Annotated in this window: 23 protein-coding genes and 1 pseudogene; 16 read left to right on the top strand and 8 right to left on the bottom strand. The window is 48.3% G+C overall.

The window, feature by feature from the left end; genetic code table 11:
* Nucleotides 1-86: 86 nt before the first annotated feature.
* The 7 genes and pseudogenes from ACI3EW_RS16460 (at nt 87) to ACI3EW_RS16430 (ending at nt 3535) form a co-directional block, all read left to right on the top strand.
* Nucleotides 87-860, top strand: a complete 774-nt coding sequence (locus ACI3EW_RS16460) for a DUF134 domain-containing protein (RefSeq protein ID WP_405578576.1) — start codon at nt 87-89, stop codon at nt 858-860.
* A gap of 123 nt (nt 861-983) precedes the next feature.
* Nucleotides 984-1142 carry a DUF6219 family protein gene (locus tag ACI3EW_RS16455; RefSeq protein WP_483879993.1) on the top strand — a complete coding sequence of 53 codons (159 nt, stop codon included), beginning with the start codon at nt 984-986 and terminating at the stop codon, nt 1140-1142.
* Nucleotides 1136-1591: a thioredoxin-dependent thiol peroxidase gene (gene bcp / locus ACI3EW_RS16450; protein WP_118531187.1), complete on the top strand. Its 456-nt coding sequence runs from the start codon at nt 1136-1138 to the stop codon at nt 1589-1591. Before ACI3EW_RS16455 ends, bcp begins: the two co-directional genes overlap by 7 nt.
* Nucleotides 1591-2343: a peroxide stress protein YaaA gene (gene yaaA / locus ACI3EW_RS16445; protein ID WP_118736265.1), complete on the top strand. Its 753-nt coding sequence runs from the start codon at nt 1591-1593 to the stop codon at nt 2341-2343. The genes bcp and yaaA overlap by 1 nt, the downstream gene beginning before the upstream one ends.
* Nucleotides 2344-2488: 145 nt before the next feature.
* A pseudogene (locus tag ACI3EW_RS16440) lies at nt 2489-2599 on the top strand (FUSC family protein); the annotation flags it as partial.
* A gap of 96 nt (nt 2600-2695) precedes the next feature.
* The gene (locus ACI3EW_RS16435) at nt 2696-3286 is read left to right on the top strand and encodes a nitroreductase family protein (protein WP_215701969.1); all 591 of its coding nucleotides are present in this window, start codon (nt 2696-2698) and stop codon (nt 3284-3286) included.
* Nucleotides 3287-3355: 69 nt separating this feature from the next.
* Nucleotides 3356-3535 carry a hypothetical protein gene (locus ACI3EW_RS16430; protein ID WP_215701968.1) on the top strand — a complete coding sequence of 60 codons (180 nt, stop codon included), beginning with the start codon at nt 3356-3358 and terminating at the stop codon, nt 3533-3535.
* Between the two features lie 191 nt (nt 3536-3726).
* Here the strand turns inward: ACI3EW_RS16430 and ACI3EW_RS16425 are convergent, their stop codons facing one another.
* The gene (locus tag ACI3EW_RS16425; protein ID WP_118531191.1) at nt 3727-4650 is read right to left on the bottom strand and encodes a LysR family transcriptional regulator; all 924 of its coding nucleotides are present in this window, start codon (nt 4648-4650) and stop codon (nt 3727-3729) included.
* Nucleotides 4651-4824: 174 nt separating this feature from the next.
* Between ACI3EW_RS16425 and ACI3EW_RS16420 the strand changes: the two genes are divergently transcribed.
* The 7 genes from ACI3EW_RS16420 (at nt 4825) to ACI3EW_RS16390 (ending at nt 12550) form a co-directional block, all read left to right on the top strand.
* A complete protein-coding gene (locus tag ACI3EW_RS16420; protein WP_118531193.1) occupies nt 4825-5658 on the top strand; it encodes an ABC transporter permease in 834 nt (277 codons plus the stop codon).
* Nucleotides 5651-6433, top strand: a complete 783-nt coding sequence (locus tag ACI3EW_RS16415; RefSeq protein ID WP_118531197.1) for an ABC transporter permease — start codon at nt 5651-5653, stop codon at nt 6431-6433. The genes ACI3EW_RS16420 and ACI3EW_RS16415 overlap by 8 nt, the downstream gene beginning before the upstream one ends.
* Nucleotides 6434-6446: 13 nt before the next feature.
* Nucleotides 6447-7487, top strand: a complete 1041-nt coding sequence (locus ACI3EW_RS16410; RefSeq protein ID WP_405578567.1) for an ABC transporter ATP-binding protein — start codon at nt 6447-6449, stop codon at nt 7485-7487.
* Between the two features lie 87 nt (nt 7488-7574).
* A complete protein-coding gene (locus ACI3EW_RS16405) occupies nt 7575-8687 on the top strand; it encodes an ABC transporter substrate-binding protein (protein ID WP_021904005.1) in 1113 nt (370 codons plus the stop codon).
* 16 nt (nt 8688-8703) lie between these two features.
* Nucleotides 8704-10422, top strand: coding sequence for an adenine deaminase C-terminal domain-containing protein (locus ACI3EW_RS16400; protein WP_405578563.1), 1719 nt, complete (start codon nt 8704-8706; stop codon nt 10420-10422).
* A gap of 82 nt (nt 10423-10504) precedes the next feature.
* A complete protein-coding gene (locus tag ACI3EW_RS16395; protein WP_118531208.1) occupies nt 10505-11860 on the top strand; it encodes an amidohydrolase in 1356 nt (451 codons plus the stop codon).
* A 294-nt stretch (nt 11861-12154) separates the two neighbouring features.
* Nucleotides 12155-12550, top strand: a complete 396-nt coding sequence (locus tag ACI3EW_RS16390) for an antitoxin (RefSeq protein ID WP_405578559.1) — start codon at nt 12155-12157, stop codon at nt 12548-12550.
* A gap of 79 nt (nt 12551-12629) precedes the next feature.
* Here the strand turns inward: ACI3EW_RS16390 and ACI3EW_RS16385 are convergent, their stop codons facing one another.
* The 5 genes from ACI3EW_RS16385 to ACI3EW_RS16365 all read right to left on the bottom strand — a co-directional run bounded on the left by ACI3EW_RS16385 (nt 12630) and on the right by ACI3EW_RS16365 (nt 17000).
* Nucleotides 12630-13961: an MATE family efflux transporter gene (locus tag ACI3EW_RS16385; protein WP_405578556.1), complete on the bottom strand. Its 1332-nt coding sequence runs from the start codon at nt 13959-13961 to the stop codon at nt 12630-12632.
* Nucleotides 13962-13966: 5 nt separating this feature from the next.
* Nucleotides 13967-14398: a MarR family winged helix-turn-helix transcriptional regulator gene (locus tag ACI3EW_RS16380; protein WP_118531216.1), complete on the bottom strand. Its 432-nt coding sequence runs from the start codon at nt 14396-14398 to the stop codon at nt 13967-13969.
* Nucleotides 14399-14625: 227 nt separating this feature from the next.
* Nucleotides 14626-15285 (bottom strand): helix-turn-helix domain-containing protein, encoded by a 660-nt coding sequence (locus ACI3EW_RS16375; protein WP_118531220.1) that lies wholly within the window; start codon nt 15283-15285, stop codon nt 14626-14628.
* Complete coding sequence (locus ACI3EW_RS16370; RefSeq protein WP_252197315.1) at nt 15266-15943, bottom strand: DUF3990 domain-containing protein; 678 nt, start codon at nt 15941-15943, stop codon at nt 15266-15268. Before ACI3EW_RS16370 ends, ACI3EW_RS16375 begins: the two co-directional genes overlap by 20 nt.
* Before the next feature lie 67 nt (nt 15944-16010).
* Nucleotides 16011-17000 carry a nucleotidyltransferase family protein gene (locus ACI3EW_RS16365; RefSeq protein WP_405578551.1) on the bottom strand — a complete coding sequence of 330 codons (990 nt, stop codon included), beginning with the start codon at nt 16998-17000 and terminating at the stop codon, nt 16011-16013.
* Nucleotides 17001-17243: 243 nt separating this feature from the next.
* On the opposite strand from ACI3EW_RS16365, the gene ACI3EW_RS16360 reads away from it, so the two are divergent.
* Complete coding sequence (locus ACI3EW_RS16360) at nt 17244-17765, top strand: succinylglutamate desuccinylase/aspartoacylase family protein (protein ID WP_405578548.1); 522 nt, start codon at nt 17244-17246, stop codon at nt 17763-17765.
* Between the two features lie 157 nt (nt 17766-17922).
* On the opposite strand, the gene ACI3EW_RS16355 is transcribed toward ACI3EW_RS16360, so the two are convergent.
* Together ACI3EW_RS16355 and ACI3EW_RS16350 are read right to left on the bottom strand one after the other, a co-directional pair.
* Complete coding sequence (locus ACI3EW_RS16355; protein ID WP_021904010.1) at nt 17923-18570, bottom strand: potassium channel family protein; 648 nt, start codon at nt 18568-18570, stop codon at nt 17923-17925.
* A gap of 19 nt (nt 18571-18589) precedes the next feature.
* Nucleotides 18590-19927: a TrkH family potassium uptake protein gene (locus tag ACI3EW_RS16350; RefSeq protein WP_215701962.1), complete on the bottom strand. Its 1338-nt coding sequence runs from the start codon at nt 19925-19927 to the stop codon at nt 18590-18592.
* Between the two features lie 427 nt (nt 19928-20354).
* On the opposite strand from ACI3EW_RS16350, the gene hcp reads away from it, so the two are divergent.
* Entirely contained in the window at nt 20355-21992 is a 1638-nt protein-coding gene (gene hcp, locus ACI3EW_RS16345; protein WP_405578544.1) for a hydroxylamine reductase, read from the top strand.
* Nucleotides 21993-21994: the final 2 nt, after the last annotated feature.

Below are 21994 nucleotides of genomic sequence, written 5' to 3'. Positions count from 1 at the left end.
TTTGAAAAAGGCATATGTCAAAAAGAGTTATTGACATATGCCTTTTATAGAACTAATATATAAGAAAAGCGAAAAAGGAGCAGTTTATGCCGAGACCAGTAAAATGCAGGAAAGTCTGCCATTTCCCGAATGTTTTAGAATTCTTTCCGGCAGATGATACTGAGAAAAAAGTACCCATTGTTCTGACGGTAGATGAATACGAGACAATTCGTCTTTTGGACAAGAAAGGTTATAGTCAGGAGCAGTGTGCAGAATCTATGCAGATCGCAAGAACAACAGTTCAACGAATTTACGAGATTGCCAGGAAGAAAATAGCAGATGCTCTAATTGATGGACATCCGCTCAGAATAGAAGGTGGGGATTTTAGAATCTGTGATGGTCAGAGCAGTAACTGCAACCTTGGAGGATGTTATAAGCAGGAGATATATCAAAAATATGCAGTAGAAAAAGGAGAAGATATCATGAGAATAGCAGTAACATATGAAAATGGACAGATTTTTCAGCACTTTGGACACACAGAGACATTTAAGATCTACGATGTAGAGGAAGGAAAAGTGGTACATTCAGAAGTAGTAGATACGAATGGAAGCGGACATGGTGCATTGGCAGGAGTTCTTAATGCATTAAATGCAGATGTTTTGATCTGCGGCGGAATCGGAGGAGGTGCTCAGACCGCGTTAGCGGCAGCAGGCATTAAGCTTTTCGGAGGAGTTTCAGGAGATGCGGATAAAGCGGTAGAAGCTTTTATCAATGATACACTTGATTATAATCCGGATGTGAAGTGTTCTCATCATGAGCACAACCATGGGGAAGAACATACATGTGGTGAGCATGGATGTGAAAGTCACAGCTGTCATTAGGAAGGATATAATTATGCTAGCACGAAAGGATGCGTCAAGGTAATGGAAGAATTATCGTGATACATTCTTTTGTATTATTTGATAAAATGGCAGATTACATTTTCAATATGGCAGTTAAAGCCCGTGAATGCTGTATCAATCGCTACAGTGATTAAGTATTTTGCATGCAGCTCTCTTATATGTATGATTATGTCTATGTATACGGGACATAAAATGATTTCAGGTAATAAAAAACAAGAAAACAGGTGGAAAATACAGAAGCGGAGGAATAGTAAATGTTAGAGTCAGGAATCAAAGCACCGGATTTTGAACTGCCGGATCAGAATGGGAAAATGCATAAATTAAGTGATTATGCAGGAAAAAAAGTAATTTTATATTTTTACCCAAAGGATAACACGGCAGGCTGTACAAAGCAGGCATGTGGTTTTTCCGAGCGTTATCCTCAATTCACCGAGAAAGGAGCAGTTGTTCTTGGGGTAAGTAAGGATTCCGTAGCTTCACATAAGAAATTTGAGGAAAAATATGGATTGGCATTTACACTTTTGGCAGATCCAGAGCGCAAGGTGATCGAAGCATATGATGTATGGAAAGAAAAGAAAAATTATGGAAAGGTTTCCATGGGTGTGGTAAGAACGACATATCTTATCGATGAACAAGGGATTATCATCAAAGCCAATGATAAAGTCAAGGCGGCAGATGATCCTGAAAATATGCTTAAGGAATTGGTATAATGAAGATCATATTGTCACCTGCAAAAAAGATGATTGTAGATACTGATAACATAGCACCGGTTGAACTACCTGTCTTTATTGATAAGACAGCAGAAGTATTGAGCTGGATGAAAAGCAAATCAAAAGAGGAACTGAAAACTATCTGGAAATGTAATGACAAGATTGCAGAGCAGAACTTTAACAGATTGGAAAAAATGGATCTTTACAGTAGACTTACTCCGGCTGTTTTAGCATATGAAGGGATTGCATTTCAATATATGGCACCATCTGTGTTTGAAATCCAGCAGTTTGAGTATTTGCAAAATCATTTAAGAATCCTGTCTGCGTTTTATGGCATTTTAAAGCCGATGGATGGTGTGACTCCTTATCGTCTTGAAATGCAGGCAAAAGCTGAGATTGAAGAAAAAACAAATCTATATGATTACTGGGGGGACCGGTTATATCATTCAGTAATTGATGACAGCAGGACTATCATAAATCTGGCATCCAAAGAATATTCAAAATGCATAGAAAGGTATCTATCGGATAAAGATAACTACATCACGATTACATTCTGTGAATTGTCAGGTGATAAGCTGGTTACAAAAGGTACCTATGCGAAGATGGCCCGCGGTGAAATGGTTAGATTCATGGCAGAGAATAATATTGAAAATCCTGTAGATATACAAAAGTTTGATAGACTTGGATATACTTTCAGAGGAAATCTGTCATCGGAGACGGAGTATGTTTTTGAGCGAAAAATCATAAAGTAGAATCTGCGGACAAAATATAAAACGTCTGCTCATTGCCGGAATGGTGATGAGTATGGCGTTTTTTTGATGCCGAAAACCGGGTGACGACCTGAAAAGAAACACAAAATGATTCATATAATGTATAATACATGAGAGAATATTGCAGAGAGTGATTCAGAATGTTTTCGGCGTTGTATTTGCATTTGTATTTTGTGCTATGTTTTATTTGTTTACGTCGAACAAAAAGGAAACCGGGGTGACCGCAGATGCAGAGTGAGGTGGATTGGAAAGAAAGTAAGTGGTACACGATGTCCGGTGGTCAGAAATGTATTGACTGGAAAAAACATTGAAATCAAAATTTACGGAGAAGACTATGATACGAGAAATTGAGAACAGAAGAAGTATAAGAAAATATAGATCCGATGAGATTGACAGGAGGCTGATCGAAGAGATCATATATAGTGCTACTCTTGCGCCATCAGCCAAAAACCGGCAGCCATGGAAATTTATCGTATATCAGGGAGAAGAGAAAGATAAACTGGTTGAGGTTATGCGCCATGGTATAAATTCAGAAAAAATCACACATGAACTTATGCCGGAATGGGCATTTGCAATCCCCGATGCTGAAAATACAGTCAGAATCATGCAGGAGGCGCCGTGCCTTATAGCAGTGCTTAATACAAATCAATATACACCATTTGCAAGCATCGAGAGAGAAAAACGGATCGTAGAAATTTGCGATTCGCTGTCGATCGGTGCGGCTGTTGAGAATATGATATTGACAGCGACCGGATATGGATTAGGTACATTATGGATTGCCAATACCTGCTTTGCCTATAATGAGCTGATAGAATTTATCGGAACAGACAACCAGCTGACAGGAATTGTTGCCGTTGGAGCTGCAAATGAAGCTCCGCCGAAAAGGCCACGAAAAGCATTAAGAGATGTTGTCGAGTATAGATAAAGAAATCTTAGAGAAATTTTAAACTGCCAAACAACGAAGAGATAAAATTCATATTGGAGATGATCAGCTTTGAAGAAAGCATATGAGCAGGAAATAGAAATGTGGAACCGGGTTTTTGAGGAATGTATACCGGTGGATCTGAGAAATCTGGATTTAAAGGTGGAACCCATGTTCGATGAAGCTTTGAAGTTATTTGCTGAAAAAACAACGAAAATTTTGGATTTTGGGTGTGGAACAGAACTCGTTTGATGGAGTGATCCTGTCCAATGTTCTGGATGTAATGCCGAAGGACATATCAACAACCGTGATCGATGATCTGGAACGGGTGCCAGAAGATTCGCAGCAAGAAGCCGGATACTGAAAGAGAGTGTCCGGCTTCTTTTACGAGGTGCGCCAGACGGCGCACTTTGCAGATAGATATAAGCTTCTGGGAGAACGTTTTATTTCTCACGGCAATATTCCCGGATCATTTCCAAAAAATCCCTCGCATGCTGCGGCAGATACCGGTTTTTCCGATAGGCGGCGATGGTAGTTGTGAGGGCTGGTTTATGGCCGACGGAGAAGCAGAGGGCGCGGTTTCCAGTGTACTGGTTTTCATGGTGGAAATAGCTCTCCGGGGCGAAGGCAGCGCCGACGCCGTCCATGGCCAGATGGATCGACATAGAGGAGTTTCTCGTGTGGAGAGAGACCGGTGGATTGATGTTATACTCTTGAAAGAGATCCAGGGCGATGCCGCCAGTGTTCTGGTCCGGGTAGAGGAGAATGAAGTTTTCATCTCTTAATAGGGAAAGGTCCAGCCACGGGTAGCGGAAGCCGGGGCGGGTGATGGCTTTTGCGGCGAGAGGATGGTTTTCATGCAGGACCAGAACGATCTCCTCAGAGCGCAGGATCTGGTAATCCATGGTCTCGGGAAATTCATGGATATTGTAAAGGGTCAGGTCGATGGATGAGGTCTCCAGACTGTTCTCCGCAATGAAATTTACTGCTTCCATGATATTTAAGGTCACATAGGGGTATCGTTTATGAAACGGCGCCAACATCGGTTCGATCAGCGTGCTGCCCATCATGATCGGCACGGCGATGTTTAAACGGCCGCGCTGGCGGTGAGCGATATCGTCGTATTCCTGCATCCACTCATCGCCGCAGGCAACGATCTGTTCGGCGTAGTGGAGGTAGCGTTCACCCATGTAGGTTGGGTAGTAGCGGTTTTCGTGGCGGCTGAACAGCGGAGCGCCGAGACGTTCTTCCAGGTTCTTTAAGTACTTGCTCAGGGACGGCTGGGAGATATAAAGGGATTCGGCGGCTTTGCCGATGCTCTGGTGGCGGGCGATCGCCAGGATATAGCGGGCTTCTTTTAATTCCATACGGGGCCTCCTCATAGCTTTACTGCATAAAAATTATAGATAATATGTATTTGACGTATAGTATATCACTTTTTATAATGAATGTAAAATATAAGTGTAATTGATGAAAAAACAAATATTTATAAGAAACACTAATTAAAATTTATTACGCACAGTTAAGAAAGGGGCAAACCAATGAAAAAGAGCAGTGCATGGTGCATGCTGGTTCCGGGACTGGTGATCTTATTTCTGTTCCTGATGATCCCGCTGCTTCGCGTTCTGGTTCCAAGCGTGTTTACGGGAGATTACCCGTTCAGCGCGTACGTGGACTTTTTTAAGGACGAGTATTACAGAAAGATCTTTTTGAGAACCGTGAAGATCGCGGTCATCACCACCTTTGTCTGTATGGTGGGCGGTATCCCGACGGCGTATTTCATCAGCCGCTGTGATAAGAAGTGGAGAGGACTTCTCCTCTCTGCGTCGATCTTCCCGATGATGACGAACTCCGTTATCCGAAGCTTTGCATGGATCAATATTCTCGGCAGCAACGGGATCATCAACAAGGCAATGATCGCTATGGGACTGATCGAGAAGCCGATGAAGCTTTTATACACCGACTTTTCTATCATCATTGGTTCTGTCTACCTGTTTCTTCCGCTGATGATCGTGACAGTTGCCGGTGTTATGGAAAATATCGATGATGACATGATGGAGGCGGCACAGAGCCTCGGAGCTTCAAGAAGCGAAGCATTCATGAAGGTCATTTTCCCGATGAGTCTTCCGGGAATCATCGTCGGCGGTATTCTGGTATTTACCGGAACCCTGACAGCTTACACGACGCCGCAGTTATTAGGCGGCAACTCCAACATGGTCATGGCGACCCTGATCTACCAGAGAGCGATGTCCGTCAGTGACTGGACCGGCGCGTCCGTGATCGCCCTCATCATGATCGTTGTAACCCTGGTTGTGATCAAAGGATTTAACGCTCTGGCCGCACGGCTGGACCGCAGAGGTGAAGATTATGCGTAAAAATAAAGTGCTGACCATATGGGCAGCGATCGTATTTGCATTTTTGATGATCCCGTTACTGATCATCACTGTAACAGCATTCGGCGGCGGAAGCGCCATCACATTCCCGATCGAGTCCTTCTCGACGAAATGGTTCGCGAACGTGCTCGCGCTAAAGTCTTTCCGCAGATCATTCCTGACCAGCCTTGAGGTCGCGCTCCTCGCGACATGCATCTCTCTTCTGGTCGGAATCCCGGCGGCTTATGCGCTGGCGAGATCCGGTTTAAAAGGAAAGCAGTTATTAAAGTCCATCTTCCTTTCCCCGACCATCGTTCCGGGAATTGTAATCGGCTTTATTATGTACCAGTGCCTGATCCTGACACTCAGGATCCCGGTGTTCGCGGGACTTCTCGCAGGACACTTTATGGTGACACTTCCGTATGTGATCCGCGTAGTCGGTTCTTCGATGGAGCAGTTCGACTTTTCCATCGAGGAGGCGGCGTGGAGCCTCGGATGCCCGAAGGGAGCGGCGTTCTTCAAGGTCGTTCTTCCAAATGTGACTTCCGGAATTTCCTCAGCATTCATGCTGGCGTTCATCAATTCCTTCAACAACATTCCGGTGTCCATGTTCTTATCCGGACCGGGAGTTTCCACATTCCCGTCAACACTGATGAACTATATTGAATACAACTATGATCCGACCGTATCGGCGGTTTCCGTACTTTTAATGGCAGCTACCGTAGTCATCATGGTGATCGTAGACCGCACACTGGGTATCGCAGCCCTGGCGAAATAAGGAGAATATGACCATGGCTTTTATGAGTTTAAATGGAATCGACGTAAGTTACGATAAAAAGAAACAGATCTTAAAGGGGCTGAATCTGGAAGTCGAGGAGGGCGAGCTCGTATCCCTCTTAGGACCCAGCGGATGCGGTAAGTCCACGACACTCCGCGTCGTTGCAGGCTTTATCGACCCGCAGGGCGGAACCTTCACATTAGATGGTGAGGACATGACAAAGGTCCCGGTCCACAAGCGTCAGTTCGGTCTGGTATTCCAGAGCTACGCCCTGTTCCCGCACTTAAGTGTTTATGACAATGTAGCGTTCGGACTCAGAACAAGAAAGATGGACAAGGATGTGATCGACAAGAAGGTCAGGGAGATCCTTGAGGTCTGCGGTCTGACAGAGCTTGCCGACCGTTTCCCGAAGCAGATGTCCGGCGGACAGCGCCAGAGAGTTGCCCTCGCGAGAGCACTTGTCATCGAGCCAAAGTTACTGCTCCTGGATGAGCCGTTATCCAACCTTGATGCGAAATTAAGACTTTCCATGCGTGTGGAGATCAAGAGACTCCAGAAGCGCCTTGGAATCACCACATTGTTCGTTACACATGATCAGGAAGAATGCTTCTCCATCTCCGATAAGGTGGCCGTTATGAACGGCGGTGTCATCGAGCAGTTTGACACACCGGAGAACATTTACAGGAAACCGGCGACAGAGTTCGTCGCGAGATTCATCGGTTTCGAGAACTTCCTTGAACTTGCGAAAAAGCAGGACGGCGTCTACACAGCACCGGATGGAAGCGAGTTCTTAACTTCCATGGATCTCGATTGCGAGAAATTCGCGGGAACGATCCGCCCGGACGATATCTGTCTGGCAGATGATGTTCAGACAGAGAATGTCTTAAGCGGTAAGATCGGTGTCCGCACATTCCTCGGGAAGAGCTACCAGTACGAGGTTGAGACTTCCGCCGGTGTCCTGAAGGTAAATATGGGAACTGACCATGTTTATAAAGAGGGCGAGGAGATCCGGCTGTATCTGCCGAAGGATAAACTGATCCTGGTGAGAAGATAAAAATTAACTTAGTGATCCATCGCGGGGGCAGAGATTCTGTCAACGCGAAGAAATATTATCTCAAAAGAGAGAAAGAGGAGAAAAACCATGAAAAAAACAGCAGCAGTTGTACTTTGCGCAGCAATGATGCTTACCGCCTGCGGCGGCGCATCCACAACAGAGACCACAGCAACAGGAAGCCAGGCAGCAGGCTCTGAGGCAGCTTCTTCCGCAGAAGAGACAAAGGCAGCTTCCGGAGACGCACAGAAGCTCGTATTATCCACATACGGCCTCAGCGAAGATATCTCCGAAGAAGAGGTTTACACACCGTTTGAGAACGAGTTCAGCTGTGAGATCGTTACTGAGACAGGCGGCACAAACGACCGTTATACAAAGTTAGCAGCAGACCCGAACTCCACCATCGATGTGATTGAGCTCTCCCAGGCTATGACAGCGAAGGGCACTGACGAGGGACTTTTCGATACGATCGACTTAAGCAAGATCCCGAATGCTGAGAAGCTGATCCCGGCTGCAAAGGAGATTGCAGAGGCAGGACAGGGTGTTCCGTACACTATCAACAGCATCGGTATCATCTACAACCCGGAGCTTACAGGATTTGAGCTCACAAGCTTTGATGACCTTTGGGACGAGCGCCTTGCAGGCATGGTTTCCATCCCGGAGATCACAACAACATTCGGACCGGCTATGGTTTACGTTGCAAGCGACCACGCAGGCGTTGACGTAACAACAGACAACGGCGAGGCTGCTTTCAAGGCACTTGCTGACTTAAAGCCGAACCTTGTTAAGACTTACACAAAGTCTTCCGACCTGATCAACATGTTCACATCTGGTGAGGTTGCAGCAGCAGTTGTCGGTGACTTCGGCGTTCCGACGATCGTAGCCGCTAACCCGACACTTGTTTACGTTACACCGGACGGAGCTTACGCTAACTTCAACACCATCAACGTAACAAAGAACTGTGCGAACAAGGAGCTTGCTTACGAGTACATCAACTACCGTATCAGCGAGGAGCTTCAGACAAAGACAGGTAAGGCATTAAACGAGGCACCGACAAACAAGGACGTTACATTCACTGAGGAAGAGTCCAAGGATATGACCTACGGCGATAAGGCTGCAAAAGTTAAGGTTGTTGACTATGCTTTTGTAAACCCGATCTTAAATAACTGGATCGACCAGTGGAACAGAACGATCAACAACTAATAACGAGGAATTTTATATGAGACCCGATTTCATTCTGAAAAATGTCATGGTCTATCAGACCTTCAGACAGTGTTTTGAAAAGCGGGATGTGGCAGTTGCAGGGGAAAAGTTTTATTGCGTTTCCCCTGCAATTTCATATCCGGGAGTGCGGGAGATCGACGGAAAAGGCAGATACATGCTGCCTGGTCTCGTGGATATCCATATGCACATCGAGAGCTCGATGACATATCCGGGCGAGTTTTCAAGGATCACGCTTCCATATGGAGTAACAACGGTGGTTGCCGATGCCCACGAGATGGCGAACGTGTTCGGCATGGACGGCATCCGGGCTTTTATGGCACAGAAGACGAAGCAGGACATTTTCTGGGCGATTCCGTCCAGTGTACCGGCGACAAATGAGAGGTTAGAGACAGCCGGGGCGTCACTTGGTGTAAAGGAAATTTCTGAGATGGCATCCTTAGATGGAGTTCTCTGCCTTGGAGAGATCATGAACTATAAGGATCTCTCAGCAGAAGGCGAGAGCCGGACGAGGGATCTCATCAATGTGTGCCGGAACGCGGGAAAGAATCTCAGGATCGAGGGACATTGCCCGGGACTTACGGGGGCGGATCTTAACCGCTTTATCTATGAAGGTGTTGATGCGGACCACACCCAGCAGACACCGCAGTCGGTGATGGAGAAGACGGAGCTTGGGATGTTTCTGGAGCTGCAGTTCAAATCCCTGACGCCGGAGGTCGTGAAGACCGTCTGCGACAATGAACTCTATGAGAATGTGGCACTGGTGACGGATGACACGATGGCAGATAAGCTTCTGACCGGACATCTCAATAAGATTATCGAGACGGCTGTGAGGGCGGGGATGCCGATGGAAAAGGCGATCTACTGCGCGACCTGGACACCGTCGCGGCGGATGCATCTGGATGACAGAGGGATGATCGCGCCGGGAAAGATCGCAGACTTTATGCTGCTGGATAGTCTGGATGGGATCGATCCGGTTATGGTTTATAAGAAGGGCGAGTGCGTGTACTGCAAGGACGAGGAGGCGTGCGGTGCGGCAGAAGCTGCGGCGTGCAGTTTCCCGGCTTCTTTCTACCACACGATCAACTGCCGTCCGGCGGAGATCTCCGACTTTGTGTTAAAGGCGGAAGATCCGGACGCGAAATGGGCGGAAGTCAATGTCATGAAGATCGGTACCTTCGGAACGGCGACGACGCCGGTGAAGCGCAGAGTCGAGGTGAAGGACGGTGTGCTTGACTGGAAGTCGGCGGGACTTTCCCTTGCAGTCGTTTTCGAGCGGTACGGCAAGAATGGAAATGTCGGATATGGTCTTGTGGAAGGAGCGCTGACGAAACCGGGCTCTGTGGCCACCACGTGGTCCCACGACAGCCATAACCTGTTTGTCCTGGGAACAGATGAGAACGATATGAAACTGGCCCAGAGGCGCGTCCTGGAGCTCCAGGGGGCATATGTGGTGTTCGCCGGAGGTAAGTCTTTGGCGGAGGCGAGACTTACAATCGGCGGCATCGTTTCGGATCAGCCGATCGAGGTCCTCGGACAGGAACTGAAAGAAGTGCGGGCGGCGATGGAAGGTCTCGGATATGTGAACAACAACGTGATCATGTCCATGTCCACGCTTTGTCTTCCGGTGTCTCCGAAGTTGAAGCTCACAGATCACGGGCTTTTGACGGTGCCGGGGCAGGAACATGTGCCGTTGGTTGAGAAGTACGGGAAGTAGTTTTACGGCCCGCCGCCGGTTTTCTCCCCGGATAGTGGAAGAGCCGGATCAGATCGAAATTATGAAGGATGAAATTAGAACGATGAAGAAGATTATCAAAAACGGCATTGTTGTGACGATGAACGCGGCAGGTGATGTCTGGGATCATGGTTATGTAATGTTTGAGGATACGAAGATCCTGGCAGCAGGTCCGGAAGATGAGCTTGAGAAAACGCTTCAGGAGCTTACTGCGCAGGAGATCTTAAAAGCTGGCGAGACCTTCGAGGAGATCGACGCGAAGCGCGCTATCGTGATTCCGGGTCTTGTGAACACCCATTGCCACCTCGGAATGATCCCGTTCCGCGGTCTCGGGGACGACTGCAAGGACCGCCTGCGGGTGTTCCTGCTTCCGATGGAGAATCAGGCCATGGACGCGGAGATGGCAAAGCTTTCCACGAGATACGCCATCGGCGAGCTGCTGCTCTCCGGCGTGACGACAGTGCTTGATATGTACTATTTCGAGGAAGTCGTGGCGAAGGTCATGGACGAGATGGGGATCCGCGGAATCGCCGGTGAGACGGTGATGGAAAAGGATTCCTGTGACAGTAAGAACGCGGATGAGGCAATCCGGCGTGGAATTGCACTGATCGAGGCGTACAAAGATCACCCGCGTGTTTCCGGAGCGATCACGCCCCACGGAACGACGACCTGCAGCCCTGAGACCTTAAAGAGGGCCTATGAGGAAGATGTAAAGGCGGGAACCGTATTTACGCTCCATGTGGCGGAGATGGACTACGAGATGACCCAGTTAAGGGAACAGTATAACATGACGCCCATCGAGTTTATGGAGCATATCGGAGTCCTCGGACCGAATACGCTGGCGGCCCACAGCATCCGCACGACGGAACATGATGTGGAGATCCTCGCGAAGCATGGCGCGTCCGTGGCCCACTGCATCGCCTCCAACACGAAGGCCGCAAAGGGCGTAGCCCCGGTGTCACTGATGCATAAGCACGGCATGTCCGTCGGCTTCGGCACCGACGGTCCGGCGAGCGGAAATACGTTAGACCTGTTCATCCAGATGCGGATGTGTGAGAACTTCCACAAAAATGAGCTCCACGACCGCAGCGCGTTCCCGGCAAAAGAGGTCGTCTCCATGGCGACCATCGAGGGAGCAAGAGCGTTAGGACTCGGTGATATCACCGGTTCCATCGAGCCCGGAAAACAGGTGGATCTCGTCCTCGTAGAGACCGACTCCCCGAATATGTTCCCGGTATACGATCCGTATTCGGCGCTTGTGTACAGCGCGATTGCATCGAATGTGAGAGATGTTTATGTTGCGGGTGAGTGCCTCGTAAAAGAAAAGAAGCTTGTCCGTGAGGACTTCGCGAAGATCAGGAATGACCTTCGGGAGAAGATGGAGCAGACAGCGTTTAAGGATATGAAGAATCTGGTGTAAAATATAGAAAAACGGCTGATTTTATGGTGAATGTAAAAGCAGTCGTTTTTTTATTACAATGAAAAGTCTGTTCCGGGTATTTTAAGAACAAACTTATTTAAGTAATATGTTATAAGCAAGAAAGCAATATAGGGGAAAAGGCAGATATATTGATGAGATTTTGGTGTAAAGAGGCGAGTGACAGTGAAAAAGATAGATAAAGATGGCTTACTTCTATGTGAACTTTAGGCAGCAGCATTTGAAAATTCAATCGATAAAATGGATTCAAGTTCAGAGATCTTTAGCAGGCGGTTTATGAGAAGTAAGATTGCAAAAAGTCTGGATAATGAATCGGTTCTTGAAAGAAATATTCAGGCAAGTGATATTTTGCAGTTGGTGGATGAAGAGTACGGAGCTACAGATTATGGGTCTGTAAAATATACTCATAATGAGATGTACTGGATCGGGTATCTTTACAGGTATTTTGCATTTACTTATGAATTATCCTCTGCCCAGGTCTATAAAATTGTAAAACCGAAAGAATTAAGAGGATTGTTTTTGCTGTATCATACGATGGATCCTGCCCAGGCGGTTGAGAGAATATTGGAAGCAAAGGGAATGATATTGGATGAGAATAGGGAAGTAGAACGGCAATATGCAATATTTAAAAAGGTAAGGAGACAGACTACAAAAAGAGGGAGAGCACACTAACTGATATGTTAATGTGTCTCTTCCATATCACGCTTGTTTCGAACGGACTTTTTACTGTGACTGCATGGCTGGCATGAAATTACGCGTACAGATTATGCGACAATTTTCTCCAGAAAACGATAGATAAAAGCACCGTAATGCAGTCAGTCAGGGCCTGACCGTAGATAACGCCGTTTACCCCGAGGAGGCCGTTTAAAAGGTACAGCACCGGGATCAGGAGAACACCCTGACGGAGGACGGAAAGGATCGTTGCCGGGAGCGCTTTTCCGGCGGACTGCATGCAGTTCATGTTCGTGAAGAGGATACCGATGAACGGGCCGGAGATCATGTAGGCGATGAGCATTTTTATACCGTACCGGATGACTTCCTCATCGTTAATGAACATCTGGAGGATCGGGCGGCGGAAGATGAAGAACAGGGCGGTTGCCAGAACGCCGACGATCAGGCAGCATTTCTTTGTGTAGGATTCGACACCATGGAAGCGTTTTGTGTCACCGGAACCGAAATTGTAGCCTAAGAGGGGCTGTACGCCGTTTGCGAGACCCATCTGCAGGAATGTGATAAACATGTTGGCTTTAAATACGATGCCGATAGCGGCCATAGGGGCGTTCCCGTAGGTCACCAGGATCTGGTTTAAGATGATCGTGGACAGGCTCATCAGCACCGAGAAGATCGCTGTCGGGAATCCGCAGGAGCAGATCATGGAAGCGAGGCGGTTTTCAAGGCTGAAATATTTCGGCAGGATCGAAAAGTTCGGGCTCTTTTTCATGAAGTACCAGAGGTAGTAGGCGCTTGCCAGGATGTTTCCGATCGTTGTCGCGATGGCGGCACCGGCGGCGCCCATATGGAGAATGCTGATCATGAACGGATCCAGAACGATATTCGCGACAGTTCCGATCATGCTGCCGATCATGGCCTCACGGCTGGAGCCTTCGGAGCGGACAACAAAGCTCACGGCAGCGGACCAGATGATGAACGGGGCGCCGTAGGAGATATGGAAAACATATCCTTTCGCAAGATCATAAGTCTCCGTGTTTGCGCCGAAGATGTTGAGGATCGGCTGCATGAAGAGGACTAACAGGGCGGCGAAGAGGATGCCGACACCGAGGGATGCGTAGGTGATAAAGGAGGAGACCTGCTTCATGCGCGTTTTGTTGTTCTCGCCCATGGCGATGGACGCCGCGGCGCTTCCGCCCATGCCAAACATGTTGGCAAAGGCCATAAATAAGATAAAGATCGGGTTTGTCAGGCTGACTGCCGCAACCTGTAAGGGATCGCCGGTCTGCCCGACGAAGAACGTGTCCGCCATGTTGTAGACGACGGTGACCAGGCTGCTGATGATGCTGGGAATCGCCATTTTGGCGACGGACTGGGGGATGGGCATGGATTTCATTAATTCGTTGTCGTTCATGATGTTTAACCTCGTTCGCTGCATTCCAGGTTCTGCAGCATTTTTTCTGTTATTCGTATAAATTCCTTCAATTCTTCTTCTGAGATTCCACGCAGAAGCAGTTCTTCCGTCTCGTGGATCTCTTTGTTCAGCGCGTCCTTCACGGCAGCAGCTTTCTCGGTAAAAACGATCCGCTTAAAGCGTCCGTCCTGCTCATCCGGGATCCGGAGGATGAGTTCTCTGGCTTCCAGGGACTTTAACATCTCCGTCACGGTCGGCGGACGGAGAGAAAATTCTTTTTCAATATCTTTCTGATAGACCGGATGAAGCGCCGATTCCACCAGAATAAAGTTTAAGATCTTTCCCTGTGCGTTTCCGATTCCGAGCTTTGTATGTACTTCCTGTGATCGGGAACGGAGACGGCTGGAGAGATGGTTGATGATTTTTCCGATGTCCATGTAAGAAATCCTTTCCTATAATGGGATTTTAGCTTTAAGATCCCCTGGATCATGTAGCATAAGCAGTTCCTCTACGAGAAAAAGCAAATGTAAATATTACTTCGGAACCTAAATATATGGCAGAACCAGAGGAATGTCAAGGATAGTTCAGAAAGTGAAATACCGGATATAGAAATAAAAAACCTGTCCGAAAAGGGCAGGTTTAGAAAATGCATAAATTTAAGATGTTAAATAGGATCTGAGACAGGAACTTTTTCCATCAAATCTTCCACACTGCAGTTTAATACCCGAGAAAGCCGAAGAAGAGTTTCAGCCTGAGCCTTATTAATATTTTTCTGGCGCTGCTCGTATTGTTGAATCGTTCGTAATGGAATATTTGTCTGTTCGGCCAGTTCAGCCTGAGTGAATCCCGAAAGAGTACGTAATGCTTTTAAGTTCGTATCAGGGCTGGAATCATGATAAAGTTCATTCATTTTATCTACAAACTGGCGGATATCCATTTCATGATAAGGTGTATACAAGAGACGAATATCGCTGATATGAACTGCGCGTTCGATTTCATCGAAATGCAGCCCTGTGTCCCATTGATAGTAGGCGATAGCCCAGCCCGTCCAGTATTCCGGGCTACGGTCACAGGCGTAGGATGGACGAATATCAGGAATAGACTGACCTGATTCCTGCAAAACCATGCGTGCAAGTTCCACGCCGGACATTCCGGACAGAACAGAGCAGTCGCCCCGTTCAAAGCGATGAGAGGTCTTGCTCATTAAAAACCACTGCCATACAGTTTCCAGAGAGTGTTTAAGATCGTTGACCATATAATCCAACATTCGGGCAAGATTTTTTTGTGCGGAAGAGAGATAACTTTTATCGTAAGCGTGGATCATCAGGTTTCATCTCCTCATCCAAAATAGTGGTGATATATAAATCCCCCCGTTGTCGGTGGTTTCGTTCGGTATCAAAATATTGACGGCGTGCAGATTGATCACGAAACGCTTTTTTCTTGTACCATTCTTTTGCGTCTGCAATTTCATAGCCAATAAATTCAAGACGATTAAAAGCTGCCTCGCTTTTGAGTACAAACTGTTGTCCAAGTTTTCCTAAACGCATAGCGTTACAAAGCTGGCGGTAGGAGATTGCGCCATTAATAAAGTCAGATGCAAAAGAGAAGTAACTGTCATCAGCCCGGTAACCGACAATGATATCTGCAGCTTTATAATCTGTATGAAAGGTGGTAAGCAAATATTCTTTTGATTCAGCAGCAAGTGGTGTGGAAGTATCAAATTCCCGGTTTTCCAGCAGAATCGTAAGCCAGTGCAGCATGGTGTATTTAGATGCGTTTAAATCAAAAATTGAAAGACCATCACATGTAATTTTATATTGGTTGGCATAACCGTTGTGATCAATGCCAACACCCCATTCTTTTGCCATATTTGGATTTTCAGTGCAGTAGAATCCTGTTCCATAATCATTGTATGTTTTGCCATATCCGAATTCAGGGTGTTCGATAATATGATCAGAACCATGATAGATCATTTTTTCCATGAGATCCACCTCCTGATTTGATTATACTCCCACAGGAGTATAAAAAGCAACTTAAATTGCGGCAACTCTAATCCACCAGCTCATTCTGATGTCTCGACAAATGCTCATAGGGCAGGATCAGGCGTCCGCGGTAGAGGCCGCAGCCATCGTTTACGAGGTCATTATTGATGGCGGAGAACATGTTTACGTCGAGGTCGGCAAGGTTTAAGGTGACGAGGCGGCGGCAGCGCTCGTAGGCTTCGTCAAAGTAGACGCATTCGCCCACAGGGATCTCGTCGCGGCGGGCACGCTCGCCCTCCTGGCGCTTCTCGTAGCTTAAGTGGTTGGCAACACCGATCTCTGCGATGTCATCCATGTGCTTGGTGCGGAGTTGGACTTCCATGTAGCTGCGGGAGCTGTTGTCGTAGAAGGTGATGTGGAGTGACTGGTAGTCCTCAGAAGTATTTCCACAGATATAGTCGCGATAGTAAGGCTTCACATCATCGTTTAATAACGGCGAGGTGCTTTTCTTCACACCGTAGGCCGGTTCCGCGGTAAATCCCCGCTCTTCGAGAAAGCCCGGAAGTTCGTTGGCGATCTGGTAGAGGTATCGGAGGTCAGCTTCTTCCTGAGATTCGTCAGCTTTCAGATAGCATTTCGGCAGGGAAGTCACGATCCGGTACGCGATCAGGTCCCGAAAACAGCTGAGGCGCTGCTTGAGCTCGGAAATCGACGGGTAGGCCTTATTTTCCATATAGTAATCGTAGATATATTCAACAATGTAGCCGTTGAACTTTGCCTCCGCGCGGATCAGGGATTTGATGCGCCCTTTGAAGTTAAAGGCCAAAAGTGGATATTCCTTCGCCATATGGATATAAAATTCCCGGATCTTCTGGGACTGGGAAGTAAGGAAATCATTGTGCTCGAGCAGCTCCCGGATCTGGAGCAGAAAGTTCGCGTGCATCAGGTCGATCTCATTGCCGGTGCATTTTGCCTCTTTCTTCAGGTCCTGGCTGTAGTTTTTTAAAATTTTGAACATGGTATCGCCGGAATAAAGATAATCATTTAATGTAACCATGGATGTCACTCCTCTGTCGTAGATAATTACATTTTACCAGAATTACCGTCATTGGCAAGAAAAATTGCTTGCCTTAAAAGTTAGCCTATGCTAACATATCACAGACAACTGTACGGCAGCGCATGTTTATGAACGGGAAGGAATTAAAAATGGAGATCAAACAGCTGGAATATTTTGCGGCGGCGGTGGAGTATGGGAGCCTGAACCGCGCGGCAGAAAATATGCTCAGGAAGTGGCAGAAATATGCTGGAGATCGGAATGATCTGTGCAGAAGCAGGAGAAAAGATCGCCAGGGTGTCTGTGAACATGGCAATGGCGGCGGATATGGAAGTGCGTGCCAGCTCCACAGCGACCACCGGCGCGTATAGCAGCGCTTGCCAAAGAGGTCTTCCTGCGATCCTCATGGAGCGCGGAGGCGGCGGAAGATTTACGGACAGCGAAGTTCAGGCATATAAGCGGGATGTGAAGAATATTATGATCCGCATGGGACTTCTTTCCGGTGAAGAGGTTCATACAGTGCAGCAGAAAAATGTGACCAGAGCAGAGTATCTGGAGGCAGAGACAGATGGATTGTGGTATCCGGTATTTTCCGCAGGAGATACGTTCGCGGGAGGTGCGGTTCTGGGAACGGTGAGAGATATCTGGGGAAACCTTTTACGGGAGTATCGGGCAGACTATCCGGGAATTATTCTGTACCAGACGGTGAGTCTTGGCGTGAAAGCCGGGGATCCGCTGATCGCCTATGGGGAATATGTGGATAGATAAATGATAGATGTGAAATAAAAAGGTCAATAAAAAGCCATTTTATGGGAAAGTCCTGGAATTCAGGAGATATCCATAAAATGGCTTTTTATGCTGCCATGTATACGAAAGAAGCTGCCGGCGGCAGGTTTCGCAGGCGCGCATTGGAGCAAACAGGATATTAAATCTTAAAGCATTTCTGCAGCTCTCGATACTGTCCGAGAACCAGGATCGTATTGCCGTCTTCAAAGACGGTTTCCGGCTTGACGGAGAAATCCAGAGTGCCGTTTCGCCGGACGGCAATGATGTTGATGCCGTATTTTTTCCGGATATCGATCTCACCTACGCTCATACCGACCCAGCGTTCCGGAAGATCTACCTCATAGATATCGTAGTCGCCTTCCAGATTGACAAAATCAAGAATGTGGTTGGAGCTGAAGCGGATCGCAGTCCATTTCGCAAGCTGCTGTTCCGGGTAGACGACCTGATCGGCACCGTTCCGCAGAAGAAATTTCTGGTGAACATCACTGGAAGCGCGGGAGACAACGAGCTTTGCGCCGAGCTCCTTTAAGAGTGACGTTGTTTCAAGGGAACTCTGGAAATTATCGCCGATCGCGACGATGCAGGCATCAAAATTGCGGATTCCCAGAGAGGAAAGGAAGGACTCGTTTGTACTGTCACCGATCTGTGCTTCTGTCACATAGGGAAGGACTGCGTTGACGCGTTCCTCCGTACTGTCAACGGCCATGACCTGATGTCCGAGGTTGTGAAGATGCATGGCAACATGTTTTCCAAAACGGCCGAGGCCGATCAAAAGAATTGATTTCATAATTTTCTCCTTAAATATATTATCCGACGGAAATTTTTTCCTGCGGGAATTTTCCGCACTGAATCTTGTACCCGGACATGGTCGCGTAGATGATCGTGAGTCCGCCAACGCGTCCGATGAACATAAATGCGATCAGGATCAGCTTCGATGGAACGGAAAGTGTCGGGGTGATCCCGAAGCTCAAGCCTACCGTAGCAAGCGCAGAAATCGCCTCAAACAGACACGGTATAAGAGGCAGGCTTTCCAGAATGCTGAGCGTCATGGCACACAGGATACCGAGGCTTGTATACATGAAAAGGATCGCGATCGCTGTGGCGACAATATCGGGGATAATGCGCCGTTTAAACATTTCCGGGCTGTCCTTTCTGGCAAAGACAGCAGTCGCGCAGGAGATCAGAACGGCCAGAGTGGTCGTCTTGATTCCGCCGGCGGTGGATCCCGGACTTCCTCCGACCAGCATGAGAAGGATCATAAGGAACTGGCCGGATTCCCGCATGGAGGAAAGATCCGCTGTATTAAACCCGGCAGTTCGCGTTGTCACCGACTGGAATAAGGATACAAGGATCCGTTTTCCGGCCGGGATATCCTGAAATTCCAGAAAAAAGAAGAGGATAGCCGGGATAAAGATCAGTGCCAGCGAGTAGGAGAGGATGACCTTACTCTGCATCCGGTATCGGGAAATATGGTGCCGGTTTCTGTAAATATCATCCCAGGTCAGAAAACCGATTCCGCCGATCACGATAAGCAGGATGATCACGAGATTGATCAGCGGGTCATATGCGTAGGATGTCAGGGAGGAATATGCTCCCCGGACACCAAGCAGATCGATTCCGGCGTTGCAGAATGCGGATACAGAGTGAAATAAAGACATCCAAAGTCCCCGGAAAAGACCAAAATCGCGGCAGAATACAGGTGCCATCAGGAGAGCGCCGATCAGTTCGATACCGAGAGTGACTCTTACAATAAAACCGGTCAGGCGGACAACTCCTCTGAGCTGAGGGGCAGCGACCGATTCCGCCATGATACTCCGCTGGGAAAGACCAATCTTCTTTCCGGAGAGGATCGTAAAGGAAGCCGAGATCGTCACAACGCCGAGACCGCCGGTCTGGATCAGAAGCAGAATTACGGCATGTCCGAAGGAAGACCAGTAGGTTCCGGTGTCACAGACCACAAGACCGGTCACGCAGACGGAGGTGACGGAGGTAAACAGGGCATTTACAAATGGAGTCCAGCTTCCGTCCGCGGAGGATACCGGCAGCATCAGGATGCCGGCGCCGAGCAAGATCACGAAGGCAAAGCCTAAAACAATGATCTGAAATGAATTTAACCGCCTGAAAGCGGAAAGAATACGAAACATAATCTGAATCCTTTCATAAAGCATTTGTTCCATTATAAACGTTTATGGATGTAAAGAAAAGCGAAATTTATGGATTTTAAAGTTCTGAAAATTCCTGATTCGCACAGGAAATTATAAAGAGCGGCTGGCTCCGTTCTGGTCTGCGAAAAGTGTGAGAGGTGGATGTGTGGAAATTATTTCCAGGTGGTCTGTTTAAAAATGTTGTAATTACAACATACGAAAGCTGATTTCGCGGATATAATGCGTACATGGTTCGGCGGTGCCGGACAGGGAAACATGATGACTTATCGGTTATGGCTGCCGCAGGGACGGCAGGCGTGTCAGGATAATTTGAGATCGGCAAAACTGCGAAGACAGTGTTGGCTGCTTGTATGGGCTGCCTGGAGTCACGCGGGAAGAGTCGGGGAAATATATGGAGGTATATGAAATGGATCAGAAAATGTTCTGTTATCAGTGTGAGCAGACCGCAGGCTGCGCGGGATGTACTGGGAGCACAGGTGTCTGCGGAAAGACGGCGGAGACCGCAAGGCTGCAGGACCAGCTTGTAGGTGCGATGATCGGGCTTGCGAGAGCGGCAGAAGGCGTGGAATGTCCGGGAGATCGAGTGTACCGCACGGTGATCGAGGGGCTTTTTACGACACTTACGAATGTAAGCTTTGATGATGACGCGATCCGGGCGCAGATTGAGAAGACGCACAGGGAGAAGGAGCGGCTGCTCGCAGCGCCGGTGAAGAAAAGTGCAGGACCGCGCGAAAAGGCAGCGGGAGAGTCAGGTGCGGCAGCAAGTGTGCAAGATACGGATGATTATAATCTCGGTCTGCTGTGGGACATGGACCCTGATATCCGCTCCCTGAAATCCCTGATCCTGTTCGGATTAAAGGGTATGGCGGCGTACGCGTACCATGCGCTGATGCTGGGGGCATCTGATGAGACGGTAAACCAGTTCTTCTTAACGGGACTCCGAGAGATCGCAAAAGACGGCACCGTCGAAAGCCTGCTCCCGACGGTCCTGAAGGTCGGCGAGGTGAACCTCACCTGCATGGCGATGCTGGACGCAGCAAACACGGGAACTTACGGTACTCCGATCCCGGTCAGCGTACCGCTTGTAGTAGAAAGAGGACCGTTTATCGTTGTGACGGGACATGACCTCAAGGACCTGGAGCTTCTCTTAAAGCAGACAGAGGGAAAAGGCGTTAACATCTACACCCACGGCGAGATGTTGCCGGCCCACGCTTACCCGGAGCTCAGAAAGTATCCGCAGTTAAAGGGCAATTTCGGAACTGCATGGCAGAATCAGCAGAAGGAATTTGCGGATATCCCGGCTCCGATCCTCTTTACCACAAACTGCCTGATGCCGCCGAAGAAATCCTACGCGGACCGCGTGTTCACGACGGAGGTCGTAGCATATCCGGGAATGGTTCATATCGATGATGAGAAAGACTTTACCCCGGTGATCGAGAAGGCGCTGGAACTCGGCGGATATCAGGAAGACCGCCAGTTTACGGGAATCAACGGCGGAACTCAGGTCATGACAGGATTCGGACATGGAACGATCCTTTCCATGGCTGATCAGGTCATCGACGCGGTAAAATCCGGCGCGATCAGACATTTCTTCCTCGTTGCGGGCTGCGATGGCGCGAAGCCGGGAAGAAACTACTATACAGATTTTGTAAAGCAGACTCCGGCGGACAGCATTGTCCTGACACTGGCGTGCGGCAAGTTCCGCTTTAATGATCTGGACATTGGAAATATCGGCGGTCTCCCGCGGATCATGGACATGGGCCAGTGCAACGATGCCTACGGTGCCATCAAGGTGGCTGTGGCGCTGGCGGAGGCGTTTGGGTGCGAGGTGAACGAGCTTCCGCTGTCCTTCGTGCTCTCCTGGTATGAGCAGAAGGCAGTGTGTATTCTCCTGACACTCCTGCATCTTGGGATCAGGAATATCCGCCTCGGCCCGTCCTTACCGGCGTTCCTCTCCCCGAATATCCTGAATTTCCTTGTGGAGAACTACGGAATCGGTCCAGTGACGACACCGGAGGAGGATTTGAAGGCGTTATTGGGATAAGA

This window comes from Pilosibacter rotomagensis (genome assembly GCF_045062245.2).
Taxonomy (GTDB): Bacteria; Bacillota; Clostridia; order Lachnospirales; family Lachnospiraceae; genus Pilosibacter.
Note: the sequence above shows the minus strand (reverse complement) of the source record. Positions and strands in the feature narration are given on the sequence as shown.